Annotated in this window: 19 protein-coding genes; 16 read left to right on the top strand and 3 right to left on the bottom strand. The window is 46.5% G+C overall.

What is annotated here, in order from left to right:
- Positions 1 to 10 precede the first annotated feature (10 nt).
- From tssH to ABEA14_RS12130, 5 genes are all read left to right on the top strand, one after another.
- Positions 11 to 2,587 (top strand): type VI secretion system ATPase TssH, encoded by a 2,577-nt coding sequence (tssH, locus tag ABEA14_RS12150; RefSeq protein ID WP_345340278.1) that lies wholly within the window; start codon positions 11 to 13, stop codon positions 2,585 to 2,587.
- A 233-nt stretch (positions 2,588 to 2,820) separates the two neighbouring features.
- The gene (locus ABEA14_RS12145) at positions 2,821 to 3,300 is read left to right on the top strand and encodes an Hcp family type VI secretion system effector (RefSeq protein WP_345340277.1); all 480 of its coding nucleotides are present in this window, start codon (positions 2,821 to 2,823) and stop codon (positions 3,298 to 3,300) included.
- A gap of 58 nt (positions 3,301 to 3,358) precedes the next feature.
- Positions 3,359 to 5,188 (top strand): type VI secretion system Vgr family protein, encoded by a 1,830-nt coding sequence (locus ABEA14_RS12140; RefSeq protein WP_345340276.1) that lies wholly within the window; start codon positions 3,359 to 3,361, stop codon positions 5,186 to 5,188.
- A 10-nt stretch (positions 5,189 to 5,198) separates the two neighbouring features.
- Complete coding sequence (locus ABEA14_RS12135; protein ID WP_345340275.1) at positions 5,199 to 5,486, top strand: PAAR domain-containing protein; 288 nt, start codon at positions 5,199 to 5,201, stop codon at positions 5,484 to 5,486.
- 12 nt (positions 5,487 to 5,498) lie between these two features.
- Positions 5,499 to 6,353 (top strand): hypothetical protein, encoded by an 855-nt coding sequence (locus ABEA14_RS12130; protein WP_345340274.1) that lies wholly within the window; start codon positions 5,499 to 5,501, stop codon positions 6,351 to 6,353.
- A gap of 1 nt (position 6,354) precedes the next feature.
- On the opposite strand, the gene ABEA14_RS12125 is transcribed toward ABEA14_RS12130, so the two are convergent.
- Positions 6,355 to 6,900 carry a SprT family zinc-dependent metalloprotease gene (locus ABEA14_RS12125; RefSeq protein ID WP_345340273.1) on the bottom strand — a complete coding sequence of 182 codons (546 nt, stop codon included), beginning with the start codon at positions 6,898 to 6,900 and terminating at the stop codon, positions 6,355 to 6,357.
- Between the two features lie 155 nt (positions 6,901 to 7,055).
- Here ABEA14_RS12125 and ABEA14_RS12120 point away from each other — a divergent pair, with 155 nt between their 5' ends.
- From ABEA14_RS12120 to ABEA14_RS12110, 3 genes are all read left to right on the top strand, one after another.
- Positions 7,056 to 7,283: a hypothetical protein gene (locus tag ABEA14_RS12120; protein ID WP_345340272.1), complete on the top strand. Its 228-nt coding sequence runs from the start codon at positions 7,056 to 7,058 to the stop codon at positions 7,281 to 7,283.
- Between the two features lie 46 nt (positions 7,284 to 7,329).
- A complete protein-coding gene (locus ABEA14_RS12115; protein WP_345340271.1) occupies positions 7,330 to 7,641 on the top strand; it encodes a DUF2845 domain-containing protein in 312 nt (103 codons plus the stop codon).
- 61 nt (positions 7,642 to 7,702) lie between these two features.
- The gene (locus ABEA14_RS12110) at positions 7,703 to 8,170 is read left to right on the top strand and encodes a low molecular weight protein-tyrosine-phosphatase (RefSeq protein ID WP_345340411.1); all 468 of its coding nucleotides are present in this window, start codon (positions 7,703 to 7,705) and stop codon (positions 8,168 to 8,170) included.
- 103 nt (positions 8,171 to 8,273) lie between these two features.
- Here ABEA14_RS12110 and rne read toward each other — a convergent pair whose 3' ends face one another.
- Positions 8,274 to 11,186: a ribonuclease E gene (rne, locus tag ABEA14_RS12105; RefSeq protein WP_345340270.1), complete on the bottom strand. Its 2,913-nt coding sequence runs from the start codon at positions 11,184 to 11,186 to the stop codon at positions 8,274 to 8,276.
- A 490-nt stretch (positions 11,187 to 11,676) separates the two neighbouring features.
- On the opposite strand from rne, the gene rluC reads away from it, so the two are divergent.
- The gene (gene rluC, locus ABEA14_RS12100; protein WP_345340269.1) at positions 11,677 to 12,714 is read left to right on the top strand and encodes a 23S rRNA pseudouridine(955/2504/2580) synthase RluC; all 1,038 of its coding nucleotides are present in this window, start codon (positions 11,677 to 11,679) and stop codon (positions 12,712 to 12,714) included.
- Positions 12,714 to 13,397: an HAD family hydrolase gene (locus ABEA14_RS12095; protein ID WP_345340268.1), complete on the top strand. Its 684-nt coding sequence runs from the start codon at positions 12,714 to 12,716 to the stop codon at positions 13,395 to 13,397. The genes rluC and ABEA14_RS12095 overlap by 1 nt, the downstream gene beginning before the upstream one ends.
- On the opposite strand, the gene ABEA14_RS12090 is transcribed toward ABEA14_RS12095, so the two are convergent.
- Positions 13,376 to 15,169 carry an ABC transporter ATP-binding protein gene (locus ABEA14_RS12090; RefSeq protein WP_345340267.1) on the bottom strand — a complete coding sequence of 598 codons (1,794 nt, stop codon included), beginning with the start codon at positions 15,167 to 15,169 and terminating at the stop codon, positions 13,376 to 13,378. The two genes, ABEA14_RS12095 and ABEA14_RS12090, sit on opposite strands and share 22 nt — an antisense overlap.
- Positions 15,170 to 15,291: 122 nt before the next feature.
- On the opposite strand from ABEA14_RS12090, the gene ABEA14_RS12085 reads away from it, so the two are divergent.
- From ABEA14_RS12085 to ABEA14_RS12060, 6 genes are all read left to right on the top strand, one after another.
- Positions 15,292 to 15,765 (top strand): GAF domain-containing protein, encoded by a 474-nt coding sequence (locus ABEA14_RS12085; RefSeq protein ID WP_345340266.1) that lies wholly within the window; start codon positions 15,292 to 15,294, stop codon positions 15,763 to 15,765.
- A gap of 24 nt (positions 15,766 to 15,789) precedes the next feature.
- The gene (gene proQ / locus ABEA14_RS12080; RefSeq protein WP_345340265.1) at positions 15,790 to 16,428 is read left to right on the top strand and encodes an RNA chaperone ProQ; all 639 of its coding nucleotides are present in this window, start codon (positions 15,790 to 15,792) and stop codon (positions 16,426 to 16,428) included.
- Positions 16,429 to 16,437: 9 nt separating this feature from the next.
- Positions 16,438 to 18,498: a carboxy terminal-processing peptidase gene (gene prc, locus ABEA14_RS12075; RefSeq protein ID WP_345340264.1), complete on the top strand. Its 2,061-nt coding sequence runs from the start codon at positions 16,438 to 16,440 to the stop codon at positions 18,496 to 18,498.
- A 122-nt stretch (positions 18,499 to 18,620) separates the two neighbouring features.
- The gene (gene nhaC, locus ABEA14_RS12070) at positions 18,621 to 20,099 is read left to right on the top strand and encodes a Na+/H+ antiporter NhaC (RefSeq protein WP_345340263.1); all 1,479 of its coding nucleotides are present in this window, start codon (positions 18,621 to 18,623) and stop codon (positions 20,097 to 20,099) included.
- Between the two features lies 1 nt (position 20,100).
- Positions 20,101 to 22,716 carry an aminopeptidase N gene (gene pepN / locus ABEA14_RS12065; RefSeq protein ID WP_345340262.1) on the top strand — a complete coding sequence of 872 codons (2,616 nt, stop codon included), beginning with the start codon at positions 20,101 to 20,103 and terminating at the stop codon, positions 22,714 to 22,716.
- 21 nt (positions 22,717 to 22,737) lie between these two features.
- On the top strand, positions 22,738 to 22,956 hold the full coding sequence (locus ABEA14_RS12060) for a DUF2835 domain-containing protein (RefSeq protein ID WP_345340261.1): 219 nt from the start codon (positions 22,738 to 22,740) through the stop codon (positions 22,954 to 22,956).
- Positions 22,957 to 23,139 lie beyond the last annotated feature (183 nt).

Raw genomic sequence — 23,139 nt, 5'->3', positions numbered from 1 at the left:
GGAAGCTGAAATGTCTACAATGACACTGAAGTCACTGGTAGAAAAACTTGAACCAAATGCTAGAAGAAGTTTGGAGTTGGCCGCGGCTTCAAGCCATTCGCTCTCTCATGAGTCGGTAGAGATTAGTCACTGGTGGCAAGCGATTTTAAATCAGGGCCTTCTGGACAACGTGTTTGACGCATTAGGCGTTGAAAAGGGAGTGTTACTCGCTGATGCCACACAGCAATTAGAGCGTGTGAAAACCGGTTATAACGCGACACCAGGCTTATCAACCAACTTGGTTTCATGGTTAAGAGCTAGTTGGCTCAACTGCTCGTTAGTATTTGGCGATACGCATATTCGCGCTGGCCACCTTTTCCACACGCTATTGACCGATGACAGTACAGCGAGCAACGCGGCCTATCTAATTCGATTGTTTGATGGTGTTTCACCGGAGTCAATTAAGACAGCCATCGAGAATGAGGGTGTTTCGGAAAACATAGAAACACCTGCAAGTAGTAGCACACAAGCACCAATGCTTGAACAATACACGACAGATCTCACTGCTGCAGCCAGGTCGGGCAAAATAGACCCTGTTATTGGCAGAGAAATCGAAATTCGTCAGATGATCGATATACTCGCACGCCGCCGTCAAAACAACCCTTTGCTAACCGGTGAACCCGGCGTTGGTAAGACTGCTGTAGTGGAAGGTCTGGCGTTAAAGATAGCTAACGATGAAGTGCCGGAGGCAATTCAAAATGTTCGCTTGTTGTCGCTGGATCTTGCGTTATTACAAGCAGGCGCCGGTGTTAAGGGTGAGTTCGAAAATCGATTGAAATCGATAATCAAGGAGGTTGGGCAGCAACAAACACCCGTTATCTTGTTTATTGATGAAGCACACACCCTAATCGGTAGTGGCGGAGCGGCAGGACAAAACGATGCTGCGAACATACTCAAGCCTGCGCTGGCGAGAGGGGAGCTTAAAACCATCGCTGCTACCACGTGGGCCGAGTATAAGAAATATTTTGAAAAAGATGCGGCTTTGTCACGTCGTTTCCAAGTCATTAACGTTCTCGAACCTGCGCCTGACATGGCTGTCAGAATGTTAAGAGGCATTGCGTCGAGCATGACAACCCACCACGGTGTTTTCATTGATGATGAAGCGCTCAAATCGGCGGTCCACCTCTCTAAAAGGTATCTGCCCTCCAGGCAACTGCCCGATAAAGCGATCGCTTTGTTGGACACAGCATGCGCTCGAGTCGCGATGAGCCAAAACGCTGTTCCGGCTTCAATCGAAGTGCTGGCTAAGGAATGTGAACACCTAAAGATTGAATTGGAAGCCCTTACCAAGGAGCAGCAACTCGGCGAAGACCATCACCAGCGTATAGCTGAGATCACCGAACTTCTCGCTCAAAAGAGCATCACTCTTAATAGTAAAGAGTCTCAGTGGCGCGATGAAAAAGGTATCTGTGACCAAATATCTCAAACTTCAACCAAATTGCTTTCGACTGATGATACCGAAGAAAAGGCATCATTGAAGGCACAGTTGCTCGAGCTTAAATCTAAAGCCAGTACATCTGAGGAACAGCTCGTTGACAGTCATGTATCAAGAGAAACAGTCGCCCGAATACTGTCAGACTGGACGGGCATTCCTCTTGGTAGGATGCAAAGTGACGAATTCTCAATTTTGATGGGGCTTTCAGATAGCCTTAAACAAAGGGTTGTAGGCCAGGATCACGCTGTCGATTTGATCGCAAAAGTAATTCAGACTGCACGAGCTCAGCTGTCAGATGAGCGCAGGCCAAACGGTGTTTTCATGCTGGCAGGACCAAGTGGCGTGGGTAAAACGGAAACCGCGCTTGCTGTCGCGGAAAGAGTCTACGGCAGTGAAGATGCGCTGACGGTGATCAATATGTCCGAGTTCAAAGAAGAGCATAAAGTGAGTTTGCTTCTTGGTTCACCGCCGGGATATGTCGGTTTCGGCGAAGGCGGCATTTTGACCGAAGCTGTCCGACGCAGGCCATACAGCGTTGTACTGCTTGATGAAATGGAAAAGGCTCACCCTGGTGTTCAAGATATCTTTTATCAGGCCTTTGACCGTGGTGTCATTAAAGACGGAGAAGGTAGAGATATCGATTTCTCTAATACTATTGTCATGATGACAAGCAATTTGGGAGCGGATACGACGCTACAATTGTGTGCAGACCCTGCGACCGCGCCAACCCCTGATGGACTGATTAAAGCACTTCAAGAAGACCTGCTTAGCTACTTTAAGCCAGCGTTTTTAGGGCGCGTAAATACAGTCCCATACTATCCATTGGGAGCTGAACAGATGAGAAGGATTCTTTCGATGCAGTTTAATAATTTATCTTTCCGTCTCATGGAGCATCACGGTGCCAGCTTAAAGGTTGATGACACAGTTTACAGATATGTTTTGGATAGGTGTGGTGATATCAAAACAGGCGCAAGGAATATAATTCAATTTATTCAAAATCATCTTTTACCTTTAGTTTCAGAAAAAGTACTAATGGCAATTTCAGAAAAAGTTGACGTCTTATCTGTTGAACTGACAATAACAGAAGGCGAACTTTGCGCAAATATTAGCTAAGACTATTTAAGTGATTGTTTTTTAATATCCTATCGATAGTTTTTCGTTGAAATGAAGATAGCAGTACATATAATTAACTTGGCTTCTGGAACTTGAGGCCAGATTAATGCCAAAGGGACTTGGCAAGGAGTAATTCTCCTCCGTTTCCTCTTTGGTTTTATCACTACATCAATAATGATGTTCCAAGATGTAAAGTAATAACTTTACAATAGATAATGCTAAAGGAGATTAGCGTGCAAGCGAATACTTATCTTAATTACGAAGGTATCAAGGGCGAAACAACAGCTGAGCAGTACAAAGATTTGATTACTTTGCTGTCGGTTGACTGGTCAGTAAACCGTGAAATCACTTCTTTCACTGGTACTGCTCAAGACCGTGAAGCTAGCGCCACTCGTCTGGGTGATATCACCATTACCAAGCTGCAAGACAAAGCTTCTCCTGACTTGTTCAAAGAAGCGACCATCGGTAAAGGTAAAAAAGCGATTTTTCATATCACTAAACAAGGTGAAAAAATCGAAGAAATTATGAAAATTGAACTGACTGACGCGATGATCTCTAGCTATTCAGTATCTGTTCAAAACGATCGTCCCGTAGAAACACTCACTATCTCTTATACAGAGATGATGATGACAGTGACACCTACTGACGACAAGAACAATGTTCAAGCACCTATGGTATACGGCTATAGCGGCGTTAAAGGCCAACAGCTATAAGTTGTTTTGGGGCAGTTATTCTGCCCCTTTTAATTTTATCTTCTAATTTGGGTTGGCCATGGAACAGGCATCAAATAAAACTAGTCTGGTTAAGTTGAATACGACATTGGGAACAGATGTCATCCAAGTCACTTCGTTAGAGGTAAATGAAAGGCTTTCCTCCATATATAACATCGAATTAGATGTACACTCCAACGGTAGTTCAATTGATATAAAGTCTCTATTGGGGACGAAAGCAACAATAACTGTTGAGAACACAGATAAAAGCAAAAGATTTTTTAATGGCGTTATCAGCGCTGTCGTATCAAAAGGTAATAGGGTTTCAGTAGAGACAGGTGAAAACATTTTCAATTTTCATATCTCAATAGTGCCGGATTTCTATTTTCTTTCAAACAGAACAAACAACAGGATATTTCAGGATAAAGACACAAAGGAAGTTATCGGTCAGATCCTGAGTGAATACGGCATTAAAAGCTCTTTTTCTATAAAAAACGCGTTAAGTAAATTCGAGTACAAGGTGCAGTACGATGAGACTGACCTGGATTTTGTTAATCGGTTGCTTGAAGATGAAGGCCTTTACTACTTCTTCAAGCACGAGAAAGGCAGTCATCAAATATTTTTCTCTGATAATGCTAACGATTACATTGAGTGTCCTGAAGGCGAACTAGTACATACGACTGGTTCATTTTCTGAAGCACATATGCATAAATGGGATTCGTTGTCCGGTTTAGATAGCTACAAATCATCTGTGATTGGGTACAGCCACGAGAAACCAAGGGACAAACCACTTTCTGACTTGGCAAAAACCACGCCATTGTCTTATCAGAGCGGATTAGAGATATATAAATATATTGGTGAGTCAGAATGGGGCAATCGAACAGGTCGAGCAGCAAGCGTTCTACTTGCGTCTGCCAGACGAGACAACGAACTCCATTTTGGTGTGTCAAATTGCAGAACTCTTCATGCTGGCGGTTATTTTAAGTTCAAAAAGCACGAGACAGCTTCAGAAGTAGGAAAAAGTTACCTGATTGTAGGAAACCAATTATCAATCAAACTTCCCGATCAAACTGGAAACGTTAAAGGTAATGATACCTGGTTAATTGAAAATCGGATTTCTTGTGTTCCTCGTGATCTTGTATATGTCCCAAAAAAGATAACGCCTAGGCCTGTAATCGGCGGAGTGCAAACGGCAAGAGTCACTGGCGATGCGGGTGAAGAAGTTCATGTTGATGAATATGGCCGCGTTAAAGTGTTGTTTCACTGGGATAGGTTAGGTAAAGAAGACGGTTCCAGTTCCTGTTGGATACGAGTTGCACAGAACTGGGCGGGCGATAATTGGGGGGCTTTCTTCTTTCCACGAGTAGGGCAGGAAGTATTGGTTGAATTTCTGGGCGGCGACCCTGACCAGCCTATTATTAATGGTGCAATTTATAATGCTGATTTAATGCCCCCTTATTCATTACCTGCGAACAAAAACATCTCTGGTATAAAAACACGCTCTACAAAAGGGGGGAGCGCACCAAACTTCAATGAAATTAAGTTCGATGACACCAAGGGTTGTGAGCAGTTGTACCTTCACGCTGAGAAAGACCAGCTCAATGTCGTTGAAAATGATCAAAGCACAGAGGTTGGTAACAATAGAAACCTAACAGTTAAAGCAAATGACAAGGTTGCCATCGACAAAAACCGTCAGGTTACTGTGAATGGAAAAGATCAGTTAAAAGTATCTCAGACACTGACGATTGATGTAGGAAAGTCGATCACAATCAAAACTGGCTCTGCTTCGATCACAATGTCCAGCAGCGGTGCGATCGATATAAAAGGGTCGAAGATCTCTATAAACGGCAGTGCTATTGCACTTAAAGCAGGCTCAATTTCATTGAACTAGGTAATTTATCATGGCGAAACCCGCTGCAACCATTGGCTGTTTTCATGTTTGCCCCAAAGTGACGTCAAAAGTCCCTCATGTTGGTGGGCCTGTCATCGCTGGCTCAAGTAATGTGACCATAGGAGGCGTTCCTGCAGCAAGGAAGGGAGATAAGCTCATATGTGTCGGACCGCCGGATACTATCAACTCTGGTTCTGGCTCAGTGAAAATTAATGGTAAACCTGCTGCAAGGCTGGGTGATAGTACCGCCCATGGAGGAAAGATTGTCGTAGGAAATCCGACAGTCAAAATAGGCTAGTGAGCAGAAAAAATGATCATTGAAAAGCTGGCCATAGGTTCGACTCTTTTAGGTTCAGTAAAGAACTACCGCAAAGCGCTTTGCCCTTTTGAGGTTGTGGATCATCAAGACACCGCAATAAAAGCGAGACTTCATCGCATATTTGATTCATCTTGCGACAACAAAACACACACACAAAGCCTGCTAAATCAATTTCGAGTAATAGTCACACCTTATCTGGAATCAGAGGGAACACTAATAATCTATATGGATCCACTGCCCATGGATTCAATTACTGAAGCTGGAATGGCAGAGTATCAAGCCCTCAAACAGGTGCTACCAGAGATCGCCTCACATAAGAAGTGTTACCTATTTCCTTATGGACGGGCTTCATTTCCAGCTTCGTTTCAAAGCCTGAACAAAAACGAAGAATCGATACAAATATTGAGCATAAGCTCAGCGCTTGCGTTTACTCCTCAAAAAACAGTATCCATGATTCAGAATGATGCTGTCTGTATCGCGAGACTGGGGGGCGGGGAGTCGCTGAAGATCCGATGGTCCAAATCAGGATATGCCAAGGATGCGGTACAACTTAAGGTAGTGCTTAAAGGTTTGTTTTTGGATTACGTCGATGAAGTTGACCTACCCATTGACCTACTAACCTTGGATTGTAACGGCCATGAAGATTATTTAAATGCGTTTGCAGAAACCGTTCGTTGGCTGGGTTCGGTAATGTACGATAAGACTCAAGTAGAGCTAATGGACTATCAGATTGGTGATTTACGCAGCATCAATGGGTTGCTGCAATATACCACCCCCAAAACCGGCACACGGTTGCACCTATGCATGGCTGAGACAGGTATTATTGCAGTTTATGTTCGAACCTGATTTATTCATCAACAGAGATATGTTGCCTGATAAAGCCCTCCTTCGTGATGCTGGCTAGTGTACGTGTGTGATACTGCACTCCATTTTGGAGCCTTTTGTGCCGTGTTGTAGATACCGAATGCTCCTTTCCGTGAGAATCTCGATAAAGCCATTTTCTTTGTTGAAACTTTTTTTTCAAAGGTAGAGCGTGAGTCGCCTTTCCTGAGCCGCCCAATATTTGGCAGATCTCTTTCCACTCAACCCCATGCGGTTTCACTTCAGATTTTCTTGGATAGAGAAGGGCACAAACAAGGTGGGCAACTTCATGTGGGACCACCTCACTCTCGATAAAGTTTTTATCTAAATGATAGGCGTCTAGATTGAGCCTTAGGTGTGCTTGCTTCATCTTGCCGAAGAGAGTGCAGCGGTACTCGACCTTTCCTGCTGCGCGTCCTTTCAAATCAAAGCTTATGGTGATGTGAGGAAATTGGACGCAAAAAGCGGTCTCAGCCTCACGGATCTTTTTATAGATAATGCGCTGTAGGTGTCGCGTCAAAAGCTGTCCCATAAGACCAAAACTCTTAATATGTGATCGATGCCAAACTGTTGAGGGTAAGTACTGCACCTTTGTTTGTCTCTGATCACGGCGTGGTTAATACGTAATCGTTTGAGTGTGCTTCAATTGATACATTAGAGCTACTAAAACACTGTCAGGAGGGTCGCATGTTAGATATCGCGATCAAAGAGATTAAATCAGGAACTCGTGGGTTTAATCAATCTGAAATCATCGCACTGGCGATCAACGAGGGCCATAGTGCACAGCATGCGATGGAGATTAGCAACGCCCTCGATGCGGCTGTCTCCTCTGAGTGGCAATCTATCAGTCCCCTGTTTGATGCGTTAGAGGTGCAGGGCTACGGTGAGCTAATAAATGAGCTAGCGCAATGGTAGAGCCTGAATTATCTACTATAAAAGACACCCTGTTGGGTGTTTTTTTATGGATGAAATTCTAATGTTAACCAGGATTACTATTGGGCTTTTGGTCGCTTCAACGGCCATCGCGAGCTGTTATGCTTCCAGCTATACGGTAAAAAACTATCATTGCGATGGTGGTTGGATAAAACACGGCGATGATAAGTTCGCTATTCTTGCACGATGCGGAACACCATTAATGCAAGAAGTGCTATCAGGTGAAGAGTCGCCGAAAGTCGAAAAGCTAGGCTACGAATTTGAAAATCAAAACACGATCACGATCTTTACACTGCGTGGCGGTAAAGTGGTACTAATTGAGAAGCTAATACAGCAATAAATACGCTTAGTTGGTAGAGTGATACTTGGTAGGAAACACATTGTTAAGAGATAAATTGCTGATGGCGCTAGAGGTTAATTCAATTTTGTTCGTGTGCATGGGCAACATATGCCGTTCACCAAGCGCAGAAGCTGTTTTTAAAGCGAAAGCTCAAGCCTTAGGCATCGAAGTTACTTCTGATTCAGCGGGTACAATAGGCTATCACCAAGGCACACCGCCAGATCCAAGAGCTTCAGCCGCGGCAACCCTTCGTGGTTATAGCTGTGAAGGGTTTGTCGCTAGGAAGGTCGAAGCAGAAGATTTTGAAAAATTTGACCTTATACTCGCCATGGATCAACAAAACCTAGATGATCTAATAGGGCGTTGTCCTGAACAGTATCAGGACAAAGTTCAGTTGATGTTGAGTTATGGTAGCTCAAACATAGTAGAGGTACCTGACCCATACTATGGTGGGGCAAAAGGTTTTGAGGTGGTTTTAGACTTGCTTGAAGAAGCATGTGACGGGTTGTTGCGTCAACTTCAATCTTAAGAACCAACTGCTAACACTGAAAAAAAAGCCGCATTTTTTGATGCGGCTTTTTTATTGTGCTAAACAGGAGGTTGGCGACCCAATAGGGGCTGCCAAATGCTCTCTACATGCTTGGCTTTGTAGGTTCTGCTGTGGCGTGTTCACGTGCCTTGGAAGTAGATGCTCCACGGCTATCACTTAACCCTGCGCCATAACGCCTATTGATGATTGAAACGTCTACATCGTTAGTTTCTACTGGTGCGGGCTTTGCCATATCACTTAGAGCCGCCTTAGCGTAACGGTCAGCGTGAGTTACTTCAGCGGTTTCTACAGTAACTGGCGAACCAGGCTCTTCTACAGCTGTTGTTGATGGCTCAGAAGCTACAGGTGTTTCTTCCAATACCTCAACTGTCACATCGGCAACCGCTGGTTTTTGCTCTCCGTCAGACGAAGTATCTGTAGTTTCGGCCTCTTTAGGCTCTTCTTCATTTGCTTTCTCAGCTTTGATTGCCTGTGGGGCAGTGTCAGCCTCTTCAGCAACTGCAGCAGAAACTTCTTCAACTTCGATCGGGGTTTCAGCGGTAGCCGAGTCAGCATCTGAAACTGCGTCTTCTACTGGAGTCTCTTCGACTTTAGCCTCAACGACCTTGGCCTCGGTTTCAACGACGTTGTCGGCACTTTCTTCTACCTTGAGCTTGGCTTCAGTTTCAGCACTTTTTGCGTCTGCATCAGCAGTCTTCGGCTGGGCTTCTGCTGGTTCATTAGGCGTCTCAACAACTACTGCCTCAACAGCTGTTTCTGACGATGCTTCAGCGCTAACGGCTTCAGGGTAGCGAGCACCAATTGGATCTTCAGACACCACTGGGTCAACCGGCTTCAGCTCTTCTTTCGTTTGTGAGCTCTTTGATGGCTTCGGTGCGTCTTCATTCGCTACACGCACTTTCTTGCGCAGATTACGGCGCTGGCGGCGCTTTGCCACCTGCTCCTGGCGTTTTTGCCCTTCCTCTTTCTGAGCTTCATCCGCAGTTGCTTCCTGTTTTTCGTTGGCAACTTTCTCTGGTTTTCTGCTCTTTCCTCGACGACGGTCAGACTTGTTCCCACTCTTTTCTTGCTTAGGCTTCGAATCGCCTCGCTCATCAGAGGCGCGCTTCTGTTCTTTGTCGTCGTCACGACGTTTCCCGCGCTGTCTACGTTTGTTATCGCGCTCATTGTTACGTCGACGATTACGATTGTTGCGCTGGTTACCGCCTTGTCGTTTGTCACCACTTTGGCGTGATTTCTTGGACTTCGGCTCCTCTTTACCACCGCCGAACAGGGCAGCAATAAATGCAAACAGTTTTGCCAATACACCAGCGTCTTCTTTCGTTTTAGAGGGTTTTGATGAAGGCTTTTGCGGGCGCGGTTTCTTAGCTTGTTTCGCAGGCATTTCCGACGTTTCAGCTGGGGCAGTAACAAACCCTTGGAGTACCGGTTGCTGCCTGTTCACCTGTTCGCCAGGTGTTGATAAACGCATTTCTGGCTCTTCAGAAGGCGCGATCATCGCGTAGCTGGAATCTTCCTGAATATCATCCTTGCGCAGGCGAGTTACCTGATATTTCGGCGTTTCCATATGCTGGTTAGGAATGATGATTACACTAACGCGGTTACGCTTCTCAATCCCACGAATTGCAGCACGTTTCTCATTCAACAAGTAAGTACCGATCTCAACCGGTACCTGCGCTTGAAGCTGAGCAGTGTTCTCCTTGATCGCTTCCTCTTCAATCAAACGAAGTACGGAGAGAGCAATAGATTCAATTCCACGAATACTGCCGGCACCATCACAACGTGGACAGACAATCTGGCTTGATTCGCCAAGCGAGGGACGCAGGCGCTGACGTGACATTTCCATCAAGCCAAAGCGACTGATCTTGCCAAGCTGGATTCTTGCGCGATCTTGACGAACAGCATCTCGCAGGCGGTTTTCTACAGCACGTTGGTTACGTACCGGGGACATATCAATGAAGTCGATTACAACCAGACCGCCGACATCCCGTAGGCGAAGTTGGCGAGCGATCTCATCAGCAGCTTCGAGGTTAGTGTTCAGCGCAGTTTCTTCAATATCACTGCCCTTTGTTGCTTTGGCAGAGTTAATGTCGATAGAAGTTAGCGCTTCGGTCGGATCGATAACAATCGAACCACCGCTTGGCAGTTTAACTTCGCGTTGGAACGCAGATTCGATCTGGCTTTCAATTTGGTAATGCGAGAACAGCGGCACTTCGCCACTGTACAGTTTCACACGCTGAACAAAGTCAGGGCGAACCTGCGCAATATGTGCTTTACCTTGTTCGTAAACTTGGGCGTTATCGATAACGACTTCACCCACATCGCGACGCAGATAATCACGGATGGCACGAACGATAACATTGCCTTCCTGATGGATCAGTGCCGGGGCAGGGGTGCTCTGGGTCGCTTCATCGATACGCTGCCAATGGTTCAGCAGATTGGCTAAGTCATACTTCAGTTCTTCTGCCGATTTGCCAACACCTGCTGTTCTGACAATCAGGCCCATGCCGTTAGGAACTTCCAGCTCGCTTAGCGCTGCTTTTAGTTCTGAACGTTCTTCTCCTTCGATTCTGCGTGAAATACCGCCCGCTCTTGGGTTATTTGGCATTAACACAAGGTAGGAGCCGGCAAGACTCACGAAGGTTGTTAGTGCTGCACCTTTATTGCCACGCTCTTCTTTGTCCACCTGAACAAGAACTTCCTGACCTTCTTTGATGATGTCACGAATGTTCGGGCGGCCATGAAACTCATAGCCTTTGGGGAAGTAGCTACGGGCAATCTCTTTGACAGGAAGGAAACCGTGGCGCTCAGCACCATAGTTAACAAATGCAGCTTCAAGGCTGGGCTCTACTCGGGTAATGACACCCTTATAGATATTGGCTTTTTTCTGTTCTTGATTCGGATTTTCAATATCCAGGTCGTACAGGCGTTGCCCGTCAACCAATGCAACGCGTAATTCTTCTTCTTGCGTTGCGTTAATTAGCATTCTTTTCATGCGTGTGGCTCAACTTCTTTCTTGGTAGTCAGCCACAGCCCATTACGCCGATTATGACGTGCGCTGGTATTGCACTCGCAGGTTCAGGCAACCTCCCGGTTGTTCCTATTAGCAGTACCTATCTGGCTTACGCCAGCTCCAATTTTTAAATTGCTGCTCGATCAGGGTGGCAGCAATATAGGAATTTGTTCCAGATGCTCGCAAATCGTCCTGCATAATGCGCTATGGCGGTTCTTTTTAAGGACGAAACTCTTACTTGCAGTGCACAGTGACGTAATCCGACGTTTTTGGCTTGACCCGCCCTGAGAATCTATATGGGCCGAAAAACATGGGTTCTAAACCAATCGTGCGGCTAAATTACGTGATGTGTTGCATTATCGTTCGCTGCTTTAGCAAATAACGTTGCTGTATTAGTGGCGGACGTTTGCGGACTATAGCAACCACCCTTTAATCAGGCAATCTTTAACGCTTTCTGATACACTCCGCGGCCATGACACAGAGCACAGAAACACAACGTCCCAAAGTCCAAAAGGTAGTAGTCTCAGAAGACTATGCTGGGCAACGTATCGATAACTTTTTAAAACTTCGGTTGAAGGGCACACCAAAAAGCATGATCTATCGGATCATTCGCAAAGGTGAAGTCCGCGTCAACGGCAAACGCGTGAAAGCAGAGTATAAACTTTGCCCACAAGACGAAGTGAGGATCCCGCCGGTTCGTGTCGCCGAACGCGAGACTGTCGAAATCTCAGCCAAACTAGACGCCGTTGCTCAATTGGAGGAGTGCATCCTCTATGAAGATGAGCACCTGCTCGCTATTAATAAGCCTTCTGGAATTGCGGTTCACGGGGGAAGTGGACTCAAGTTTGGCGTCATTGAAGGTCTGAGGGCCCTCAGACCCCAAAGTAAATACCTGGAACTGGTGCACCGAATTGACCGCGAGACTTCAGGGATTCTTTTGGTCGCCAAGAAACGTTCTGCATTGCGCGCTCTGCATAAGCAGTTGCAAGAGAAATCTGTAGAGAAAAATTATCTCGCATTGGTGAAAGGGCGCTGGCCGGAGCGGCGTAAAGTGTGTGATTACCCTTTGCAAAAAAACGAGCTGAAATCAGGTGAGCGTATTGTCAAAGTTCACCCCGATGGCAAACCCTCTGAGACACGAATAAAAGTTGAGCAACGTTTAAAGGGCGCAACCTTACTCAAAGCCAGCCCGGTGACTGGCCGTACCCATCAGATCCGGGTTCATACCGCCGCAGCGGGTCACCCCATCGCATGTGATCCCAAATACGGGAGTGAGGTGTTTACCAGTGAGATGCAGGCTGTTGGCTGTCATCGCTTGTTTTTGCATGCAGCTGAAATCAGTTTCAAGCACCCCTCTGACGGAACTACGCTGAGGCTTCAAGCGCCACTTGAGGCAAGCTTGGTGAAAGTGCTGAAGCAACTTAAACAGCCCGAAAACGACGCTGCCTCCCCGGTTAAAAATCCAGTAACAAAAAAGAGCAGACCATCGCTTCGCAGGAGAAGTAGGTAATGGTTAAACATTATGACCTGATCGTATTCGATTGGGATGGCACGCTTATGGATTCAACAGCACGTATCATATCCAGCATGCAGAACGCAGCTGAGTTGTCATCTTTACCTGTTCCGACCTCAACTGAGGTCGCTGATATTATCGGCTTAAGTCTGAACACCGCATTTGATGTTTTATTCGGTAATGATCTGCTTACGCCGACTAAACGAGACGAATTGTTCCAAAATTATCGTCAGCAATTTATTGCCGATAACGACGAATTGATGCCAATGTTCCCTGGCGCGGAGGCGCTGGTTGAAAGGTTGCATTTGTTGGGCGTTAAGCTCGCCGTTGCAACTGGTAAGTCGAGAGTAGGGCTCAATCGGGCACTGTCTGAAACTGAAGTAGGGGCTTTGTTTCACGACACCATTTGCGCTGACGAAGCCAATTCTAAACCGGATCCTGAAATGTTGGATAAGCTCTCCGCGAGGATGAAGGTGAATAAGGCTCGCATGTTAATGATTGGTGACACAGGCCATGATTTAGGCATGGCGGCAAACGCTGGCGTGGACAGCCTCGGCGTAACCTATGGCGCTCAGAGCGCAGAACGCTTGGCAGGGCACAGACCCAAAGCTATTTTAAACAGTATTGAGGAACTGGTGTCCTGGCTGTTCAGCGAACATCAGGACGTATGCCCGGCGTAAAGCGTCCGATAGAGCCCATCTTTGTCAATCAGTTCGTGATGTCGACCTGATTGACAGATACGTCCATCCTCGAATACATAAATCGTATCCGCCTGGCGTACTGCGCTGAGTCTGTGAGCAACGACAATCGTCGTTCTACCCTCAAGAAACGTTTTTAAGTTGCTATGGACCCGGGCTTCTGTTTCTGTATCCAACGCCGAGGTAGCTTCATCGAGTATCACTACAGATGGTTCGCGTAACACCATTCTCGCAATCGCCAGCCGCTGTTTCTGGCCGCCAGAGAGTCTAACGCCCCGGGTGCCTATATGCGTATCCAAACCTGACTCCAATCCTTCAACAAACTGTGCGAGCTCAGCCACATCTAACGCTTTGAGGCAGTCCTCTCGCGAATACTCTTCACCCATACAAAGATTGGCGTAGATGGTGTCATTGAAAAGCGTAGGATGCTGAAGAACCGTTGCGACATGCTCTCTGAGTACTTCCTCTGAAATATCATCCTGCTCGATGCCGCCATAAAAAATTTCACCGCTGGATTTAGGATACAACCCGAGTAGGAGCTGAATCAGCGTCGACTTACCTCCACCACTGGCGCCTACAATGGCAATTTTTTCACCTTCACGGATCTCAAGACTTACCCCTCTAAGCACATCTTGCTCAGCGTTGTAGCGAAACTGGACCTGGTTAACTGTAATTGGCACTGAACGTCGCCCATCGAAAGGGTTCTCGCGTCCATGATGATCAGAGGTAACAGGGTAATCAAAAATCTTGTTCAGGCGCTGTATTGCACCATTTGCAGAATAATAGGCAACCTGCATTCCCAGCAATTCATTGACAGGGGACATCATGAACCACAGGTACCCGAATACCGCAAATATCTGGCCTACTGACAGATCAGAAAAGACCACCATCAACATGGCAACTGCCCTGAACAGCTCAAACCCGATTAAAAATATGAGAAAACTCAGCTTGCCCGCGGCTTCACTTTTCCAACCATAATTGATCGCCGTTCCGCGTACTTGAAAAGCGTTGTCGGCAATGCGCTTTAAATAGTGCCTTTCACGATTTGCGGTTCGGATCTCGTGTATGGCATCCAGCGTCTCCACCAACGACTGTTGAAACAGCTCGATCGCTTTGTTTTCTTCTTTTTTAAGGGTTTTGACTTTGCTGCCAAGGATCTTTGAAAAATAGATAACGACCGGATTGCACAACAATATAAACAGCCCCAGCCTCCAGTCGATAACCAGAAGAATGACAGCGGTACCAACAACGGTTAACAGGCTAATTAACAACTTACTGAGCGTATCACCGATAAACTTGTCCAGCGTATCAACATCAGTGATGAGATGAGAACTCAGACCTCCACTGCCTATGGTTTCATAGCCGGACAAACTGATTTTCTGGATCCTGGCCAGCAAACGTCTGCGAAGAGAGTAGGTCATGTCTTTGGCAATGATGGTGAATTGCCGGCTTTGCAACACACTCAAAAATACAGAAGCTATACGCAATAGGACCGTCAATATGAACATGGTGCCTATGTAGCCAGCGGCGCTTTGCAGTGGCGTAGGGAGTATTGTATTCAGAGCTTCGACAGCACTACCTGGTTTACCCAGGAGAACTTCATCCACCATTAGCGGCATGAGTAATGGAACTGGAACACTGGCAAGGGTCGCCAGGATAGCGATGATGTTAGCTATTAATAGTGGACGTTTGTACTGTCGAACCCGCTGGGCAATATTTGACCAGCTTAGAGGCTGATTTTGTGGTTCTGTCATGCCGTTCCGGTAAAATTTACGCAATTACTGCATTAATACGGCGCGAGAGAGTAGCATGTCCATTCCAATAGCCCAAAAAATCGGGTAGTTTTGTCCGGCTAGCGATGTGAGATGGCGGAGTTATGAGCAAAAAAGAGTTTTACCGGGAGCTGTTGCTGCAGGCAGGGGCATTAATCGAAGGTGAAAAAGATGATATTGCCGTATTGGCGAATTTGTCAGCATTGATCTGGCAACGTTTATCTGACATTAATTGGGCTGGATTTTATTTGGCCAAAGGTGATGAGTTGGTTTTAGGACCTTTTCAAGGAAAACCAGCCTGTTATCGGATACCCTTTAACCGTGGTGTATGTGGCGCTGCAGTTAGAGAAGGCCGCGTTATCCGTGTTGATGACGTAGAGCAGTTTGAAAGCCATATAGCTTGCGATGCAGCCAGCAATTCAGAGCTGGTTGTTCCTTTATACGTTAATGGCGCCATATTTGGTGTGCTGGATATCGATAGTCCACACCTGGCGCGATTTGATCTGGAAGATGAAGAAGGCCTTAGCGGTTTCGCCGAGCTAATTGATAGAGCGCTCTCTGAACCGGTACCGCAGTAATTTAAGACCTAACGGAAAATATTGATGGAAAACCAAACCAAAGCCCAGGCGATTGAAAACACGCTTAAACTTTTAACTGAAACATTCCCCGCGTGTTTCTCAGCGTCTGGTGAGGCTAAGCCTCTTAAAATTGGAATTTTTAAAGATTTAGCTGAACGCTTTGCAGAAAACGAAGACGTTAGTAAAACTCAGTTGCGGGTTGCGCTTCGTAGATATACCAGTGGCTGGCGCTACCTGGAAAGTGTCAAAGCGGGTGTTGAACGCGTTGACCTGGACGGTGCACCCGCTGGAACGGTCTCAGAAGAACACGCTGACCATGCTGCGCAACAAGTAGCAGAAAGTAAGCAGCGCGCTGCTGAACGTAAAAAGCAGCGCATGGCGAAAAAGCAAAGCGAGAAAAAACCTGCTCGCCCAAGCAAGCCAAAAAATTCTGCCCCTAAGAAGGGAACCAAACCAAAGAACAGCTCACCTAAAGCTAAAGAGCTTGAACTCAAAGATGCTACGCTTGATACGTTAGCAGTTGATCAAGCTGTCGTTATGACTCTGGGAACGCGTCCCGTAAAAGGTGTGATAACTGATATTACTAAAGGTGAAGTTCAGGTGAGGCTAGCTACCGGAATGGTGATGAAAGTTCAGCCTGAACACCTGAAATTAGAGAAGTAGGGGATTTTTTTGAAGATACTCATCAGCAAGCGCATTGGCGCCTTTCTCATAGGTGGTCTGCTATCTGCCGCTGCATTCGCCATCCCTCCCAAGTACGATGTCGAAAGCCTTCCACAGCTAGTCCAGCAGGAGCAGCATAAAGACGCAGCAGTTCGTATAACCAATACGTTCCAACGCCAGCATTACCGAAAAGTCGCCCTTGATGACGAGTTGTCTTCACAAATCCTGGACCGATACCTCAAGCAACTGGATTTTCGCAGAAACATATTCCTTGAGAGCGATATTCAGTCGTTTGAAAAATATCGTTACAAATTAGACAGCGCACTCAAAAAGGGACAGTTAGCTCCTGCTTATGAGATTTATGACGTTTACCAAAAACGTCGCTATGAGCGTTATGAATACGCTTTAGCACTGTTAGAAACACCTTTCGATTTCACCAAAGACGATGAGTATGTCTACGAGCGTGAGAGCGCTCCTTGGGCAAAAACAACCGATGAGTTAAATGAACTCTGGCGCCAATGGGTCAAATATGAAGCGTTAAACCTGAAACTCGCTGGCAAAAAGCCGGATGAGATAAAGGACCTCTTGGGTAAACGCTACAACAACGCGATTAAGCGTCTGACTCAGGCTCAAAGCGAGGATGTTTTCCAAACCTTCATCAACGCGTTTGCCCGTACCATTGAGCCTCATACCTCTTATTTATCTCCGAGAAACGCTGACCGGTTCAAGATGGAAATGAACCTTCAGCTGGAAGGTATCGGTGCAGTCCTGCAATCCATCGATGATTACACTGTTATTCGTAGTTTGGTTAAAGGTGGCCCGGCTGAAAAAAGTAAACAACTATCGCCCAAAGACAAAATTGTTGGTGTGGCGCAGGAAGGCGAGACAATGGTCGATATTATCGGCTGGCGTCTGGACGATGTTGTCGACTTAATCAAAGGCCCAAAAGGTACCGAAGTCAGGTTGGAAGTTCTTACTGAGAAAGCTGGCGGCGATTCCAAAACACGCGTTATCACAATTGTAAGGGACAAAATTCGACTAGAAGATCGTGCTGCAAAACTCACCTTCGAAAAAATTGAAGAGGGTTCCCACAAGGGCAAGAAAGTCGGCGTTATAGAGATCCCTGGCTTCTATGTCAACTTGAGTCAGGATGTTCGTAAACTTCTCGACCAGATCGCAAAAGAGCCTAACGTTGATGGCCTTATCATTGACCTGCGTAATAATGGTGGCGGCTCACTAGAAGAGGCCACTCTGCTTACCGGCTTGTTCATCGAGAAAGGCCCCGTAGTGCAGGTGCGCTCTCAGAATGGCCGCGTCAATGAGAAAGCCGATACTGATGGCGAATTACTGTATGGCGGACCTTTGACAGTTCTGGTCAATCGTTACAGCGCTTCAGCTTCAGAGATCTTTGCTGCAGCATTGCAGGATTACGGACGCGCACTCATCGTTGGTGAGCAAACGTTTGGTAAAGGTACAGTCCAACAGCATAAAGGCTTGGGCAGAATCTATGACCTTTACGATTCTCCGATGGGAGACATCCAATACACAATTGCAAAGTTTTATCGCATTAGCGGCGGCAGCACGCAACACAAAGGTGTTGTTCCTGATATCAAATTGCCTACGGAAGTCGATCCAGGCGATTACGGTGAAAGTACCGAGGAAAATGCATTGCCGTATGACCAAATCACACGCGCTCGTTATAAGAGCTCGGGCGATGCAACCACAGCGCTAGCCAACCTCAAACTTAAGCATGAGCAACGTATTGGCAAAGACCCTGAGTTTGGTTACGTCTTTGCCGACATTGAAGAGTACCGCGCCAAGAGTGATAGAACGTCTATTTCACTCAATGAGAAAGCCAGAATTGCTCAGCGCGAAGAGGAAGAGGCTAAGCGTTTAGCTCGCCTGAACGAACGTCGCGCAAGACTGGGTTTTAAGGCGCTGGAGTCGGTCGATCAAATCGATGATATTCCTGAAAAAGAGGAGCTGCCAGAGACAGACCTCTACCTGACGGAAACAGTCAATATTACACTTGACTTTGTCGAAGCAGACCGGCTAGCAAAAGCCAATTAAGTACCAGATAACTTACCTAAAAGCCGCATGTAACAATGCGGCTTTTTGTGTAATTAGAACAAAACAAATATAAGCTGCCAAAGAGCGGCCCCTAAGCACAACCACTCCAGGGTTTATGATTCATGACTAAAGAGAACAAGTCTCACACTAAGCCGTCCATAGTCGACGCACTCATTCCAATTACCTTACTGGTAATCATGCTCGCAACCTCAGTCACCTTGTATAGCGATGACTCGTCATATGGGCCTAATCAAATTGCGCTTTTGATTGCTGCCGCAGTCGCAGCCGTTATCGGTTTAAAAAACGGCTTTAGTTGGGATGAGCTGGAACAGGGCATAGTCAAAGGTATCTCCATCGCAATGGGCGCGATACTGATTCTGCTAGCCGTTGGGGCGCTGATTGGTACCTGGTTATTGGCCGGTACTGTGCCTGCGCTTATTTATTACGGCCTTGAGATCATGCATCCCGACTGGTTTTATGCGGCAACTTGTCTAATCTGCGTAATCGTAGCTATCAGTATTGGCAGCAGTTGGACGGTCGCTGCGACAGTGGGTGTGGCATTTATTGGTGTAGCTAATGGTTTTGGATTGTCACTGCCGATAACAGCAGGTGCGATTATCTCCGGTGCCTATTTTGGCGACAAGATGTCCCCGCTATCTGAAACAACAAACCTTGCTCCTGCAGTGGCTGGTAGTGAGTTGTTTGAACACATCCGCCATATGACTTGGACGTCCATCCCAAGCATTGTGTTGGCGCTAGTGATTTTTGCGTTTCTGGGTTTTGATTCAGCGGCTGACGTCACATCAGAGCGCATCACAGCGATCAGCCAAGGGCTTGAGCAGCAATTCCATATCGGCTTAATAAATCTGGTGCCTCTGATTGTGCTGCTAGCACTGGCGATCAGTCGTGTTCCTGCATTACCGTCTGTTTTCCTGGGTGCGCTGTTTGGCGGAGTTTGGGCCGCTATTTTCCAGCAGGATCTTATTCAAAGCACTTTCTCAACCGATGAGCTGCAAGGTGGCATGGCCACATTGAACGGTATCTGGACCGCGATGTTTGATGGTATCTCGGTTGAAACGGGTAATACCGATGTCGACGAGCTTGTCAGTGGTGGTGGCATGTCCAGTATGCTGAACACTATATGGTTGATTATCAGCGCCATGACATTTGGTGCCGTGATGGAAGCTACCGGTCTTCTTCAGCGGTTAGTTAGTGCGCTGCTATCCATGGTTAAAAGCACAGGGTCATTGATCGCCAGTACACTGGCGACCTGTTTCGGAACCAACATCATCACTGCTGACCAATACATAGCTATTGTCATGCCGGGGCGCATGTATAAAGAGGCATATGCCGAAAGAGGCTTAGCGCCTGTGAACTTGAGCCGGACCCTTGAAGATGCCGGTACCATTACTTCCCCTCTGATCCCATGGAATTCATGTGGTGCGTATATGCAAAGCGTACTCCTGGTGAACCCTCTGGAATACTTTATGTTCTGTTTCTTCAACTGGACCAGCCCATTGGTTGCTCTCTTGTATGGCTATATCGGTTTTAAGATCAAGCCGCTAAAAGAAGCCCGCCTGGCTGCTAACCGAGGAGAGTAAAATGGCTAAAACAGAACAAACTCCAAGCGCAAAACGGTTAGCGGATTACACGCCGCCAGCGTTCACAATCAAAACGGTTAACCTGAATATCATCCTAGAGCCTGCAGAGACTTTAGTAACTAACACCATGAAAGTTGTTAGAGTAGGTGAGCACAGCGGCGCACTGGAGCTTGACGGTGAAAGCCTTACGCTTGAATCGATTCAGGTAAATGGTCGAGCGTTAGCCGCCCAGGAGTTTAACTGCAGTGAAAGCTCCCTTTCAGTTTTCACAGAACTTAACGAGTTCGAGCTTACCGTAGTTACTAAAATCAATCCCGAAAAGAACACCTCGCTGGAGGGGTTGTACCTGAGTGATGGTGCATACTGCACACAATGCGAAGCGGAAGGTTTCCGCCGAATTACTTACTTTATGGACAGGCCAGATGTCTTGGCCACCTACACCACGCGAATTGAGGCGGATAAGGGATTTACCTACCTGCTCTCAAACGGAAACAAAGTGGGGCAAGGTGAACTCAGTAATGGGAAACATTTTGCAGAGTGGCATGACCCCCATCCAAAACCTTGTTACCTGTTTGCTTTAGTGGCGGGTGATTTTGACTTATTGGAAGACAGTTATACGACGGCAGAAGGTCGAAATGTCGCCCTGCAATTGTTCGTCGACAGAGGCAACAGCCACAGAGGCGAGTTTGCTTTAGAAGCGTTAAAGCGTTCTATGGCGTGGGACGAGCAACGGTTTGGTCTTTGTTACGACCTGGATATCTATATGGTCGTCGCGGTCGACTTCTTCAATATGGGTGCGATGGAAAACAAGGGCCTGAACGTTTTCAACAGCAAATATGTACTTGCTGAGCCTAAGTCAGCGACTGACACTGACTATCACAATATCGAAGCGGTGATCGGTCACGAATATTTTCATAACTGGACAGGAAATAGGGTCACTTGCCGCGACTGGTTCCAGCTTTCATTAAAAGAAGGGTTAACTGTATTCCGTGATCAGGAGTTTAGCGCTGACATGGGAAGCGCCGCGGTTAATCGTCTGCAGAATGTGCGCATCATTCAGACTCAGCAGTTTGCCGAAGACGCTGGGCCGATGGCACACCCAATAAGACCGTCCGAAGTGATAGAAATGAATAATTTCTACACAGTGACCGTCTACAACAAAGGTTCTGAAGTCATTCGAATGATCCATACATTGCTGGGTGAGCAGGGATTCAGAAAGGGTATGGACCTCTATTTCCAACGTCATGATGGCCAGGCGGTCACGTGTGATGACTTCGTTCTGGCGATGCAGGATGCAACAGGAGTTGACCTTTCCCAGTTCAAACGTTGGTATAGCCAGTCAGGTACACCAGAGTTATACATCACCGACGACTATGACGCAGGTAAGGGCGTATACAGGCTCCATGTAAAACAACATACACCCGCCACGTCGGACCAACGCGAGAAACTTCCTCAACATATTCCTTTAAAGGTCGCGTTATATGACCCAGAAGGCAGCGAGTTAGATATTTCAAACAGCGCCGCTAAAGAAAACGGTGTATTGCACGTTACAGAGTTTGAACAAACCTTTGAGTTTGAAAGTATCTCGCAAAAGCCATTGCCAGCGCTTCTGCTCAACTTCTCTGCGCCTGTCAGATGCAGTTACCCATACATTGACGACCAACGAGCATTTCTGGTCTCCCATGCAAAAGACGCTTTTGTGAAATGGGATGCAATGCAAGCCCTATACGCTGATACCGTGTTTAAAGCTGAACAGTCATCGACTAAGCCTGTGGTCAGCGAAACATTAGCTAATGCATTCAGAGATGTGCTTAATGACAAAGAACTGGATAAAGCGATCATTGCTGAAATCTTAGCGGTGCCTGCAATATCCACATTGGTCGAAAAACAACATTTCACAGACATTCATGCGCTTATAGATGCACGCGATGGCCTTGTTACAGGTATTGGCGAAATACACCGTGATCTGATTCAGAGTGAATACAACAACCTGCAGACAGGCGACTATGCCTATGAGGCAAAAGATGTCGCGCTGAGAGCTTTGAAGGCGTGCCTCTTGAACTTCATTTCAGCCACCAGTGGCGCTGAAAACTTAAATCTGGTCGATAGTTACAATGCCAGTGACAATATGACTGAAAAACTATCGATGTTAGCCGCAGCTAACCATTGGCAACTGAGCGAGCGAGACACGCTCCTGTCTATGTTTGAAAAGACATGGCGACAAGACGCTCTGGTCATGGATAAATGGCTGTCTATACAGGCGTTAAGCCCCAAAGAATCAGCTATTCAGGAGATCAAAGCTATTTTTGAACATCCTGTATTTAGTTTCACTAACCCAAACAGAGTGCGCGCCTTGATTGGTACCTTCGCTGCAGCGAACTATAGAGCCTTTCATAATCTCGATGGCACGGGCTACCAGTTACTGGCGGATGTAGTCATTAAAATGAACAGCATTAACCCTCAGGTTGCAGCAAGGATAATTACGCCACTAACTCAATGGAAACGTTTTGATGAAAAACGCCAAGCGTTGATGAAGGAAGAGCTAACGCGGATAGTCAACTTAGACGATCTGGCCAAAGACCTTTACGAAGTTGTTAACAAAAGCCTTGCGCAATAGCGCAAGGCTTTACTTCAGCAAATGGCTAAATACTATTTCAATATGCGCCTGAGCTTTCATGAGTTTCAGGCGCTTTATAAAGGTCAGGCGAGTACAGTTCTTGTAACCGACAGCTATGGCCGACGTATCCAGATACCCGCCACACGCTTTAGACCTTTTCTAAGTCAGAAGGGCATTGAAGGTCGTTTTGAACTGGAGACAGATCAGGAAAACCGGTTTGTTAGTTTAAATTTATTGTAATTTAGAGTAATAACTTCAAACGCGCTTTTTAAACCTAACTGGCTGTTTGTTGCGCGTTATTCCCCTCATTTTAAACAGGTGTATAAATTCGTTTATTTAAAAACGATACACAGCTCAAAAATTCGTTAAAAACCCGTCAGTTGTCGCTGGTCCAATGTCTTGAAATGTTATGCTTTTGTTGTA

The sequence above is a fragment of the Corallincola platygyrae genome, from assembly GCF_039544265.1.
Taxonomy (GTDB): domain Bacteria; phylum Pseudomonadota; class Gammaproteobacteria; order Enterobacterales; family Neiellaceae; genus Corallincola; species Corallincola platygyrae.
This window is presented reverse-complemented; position numbering and strand designations above follow the sequence as displayed.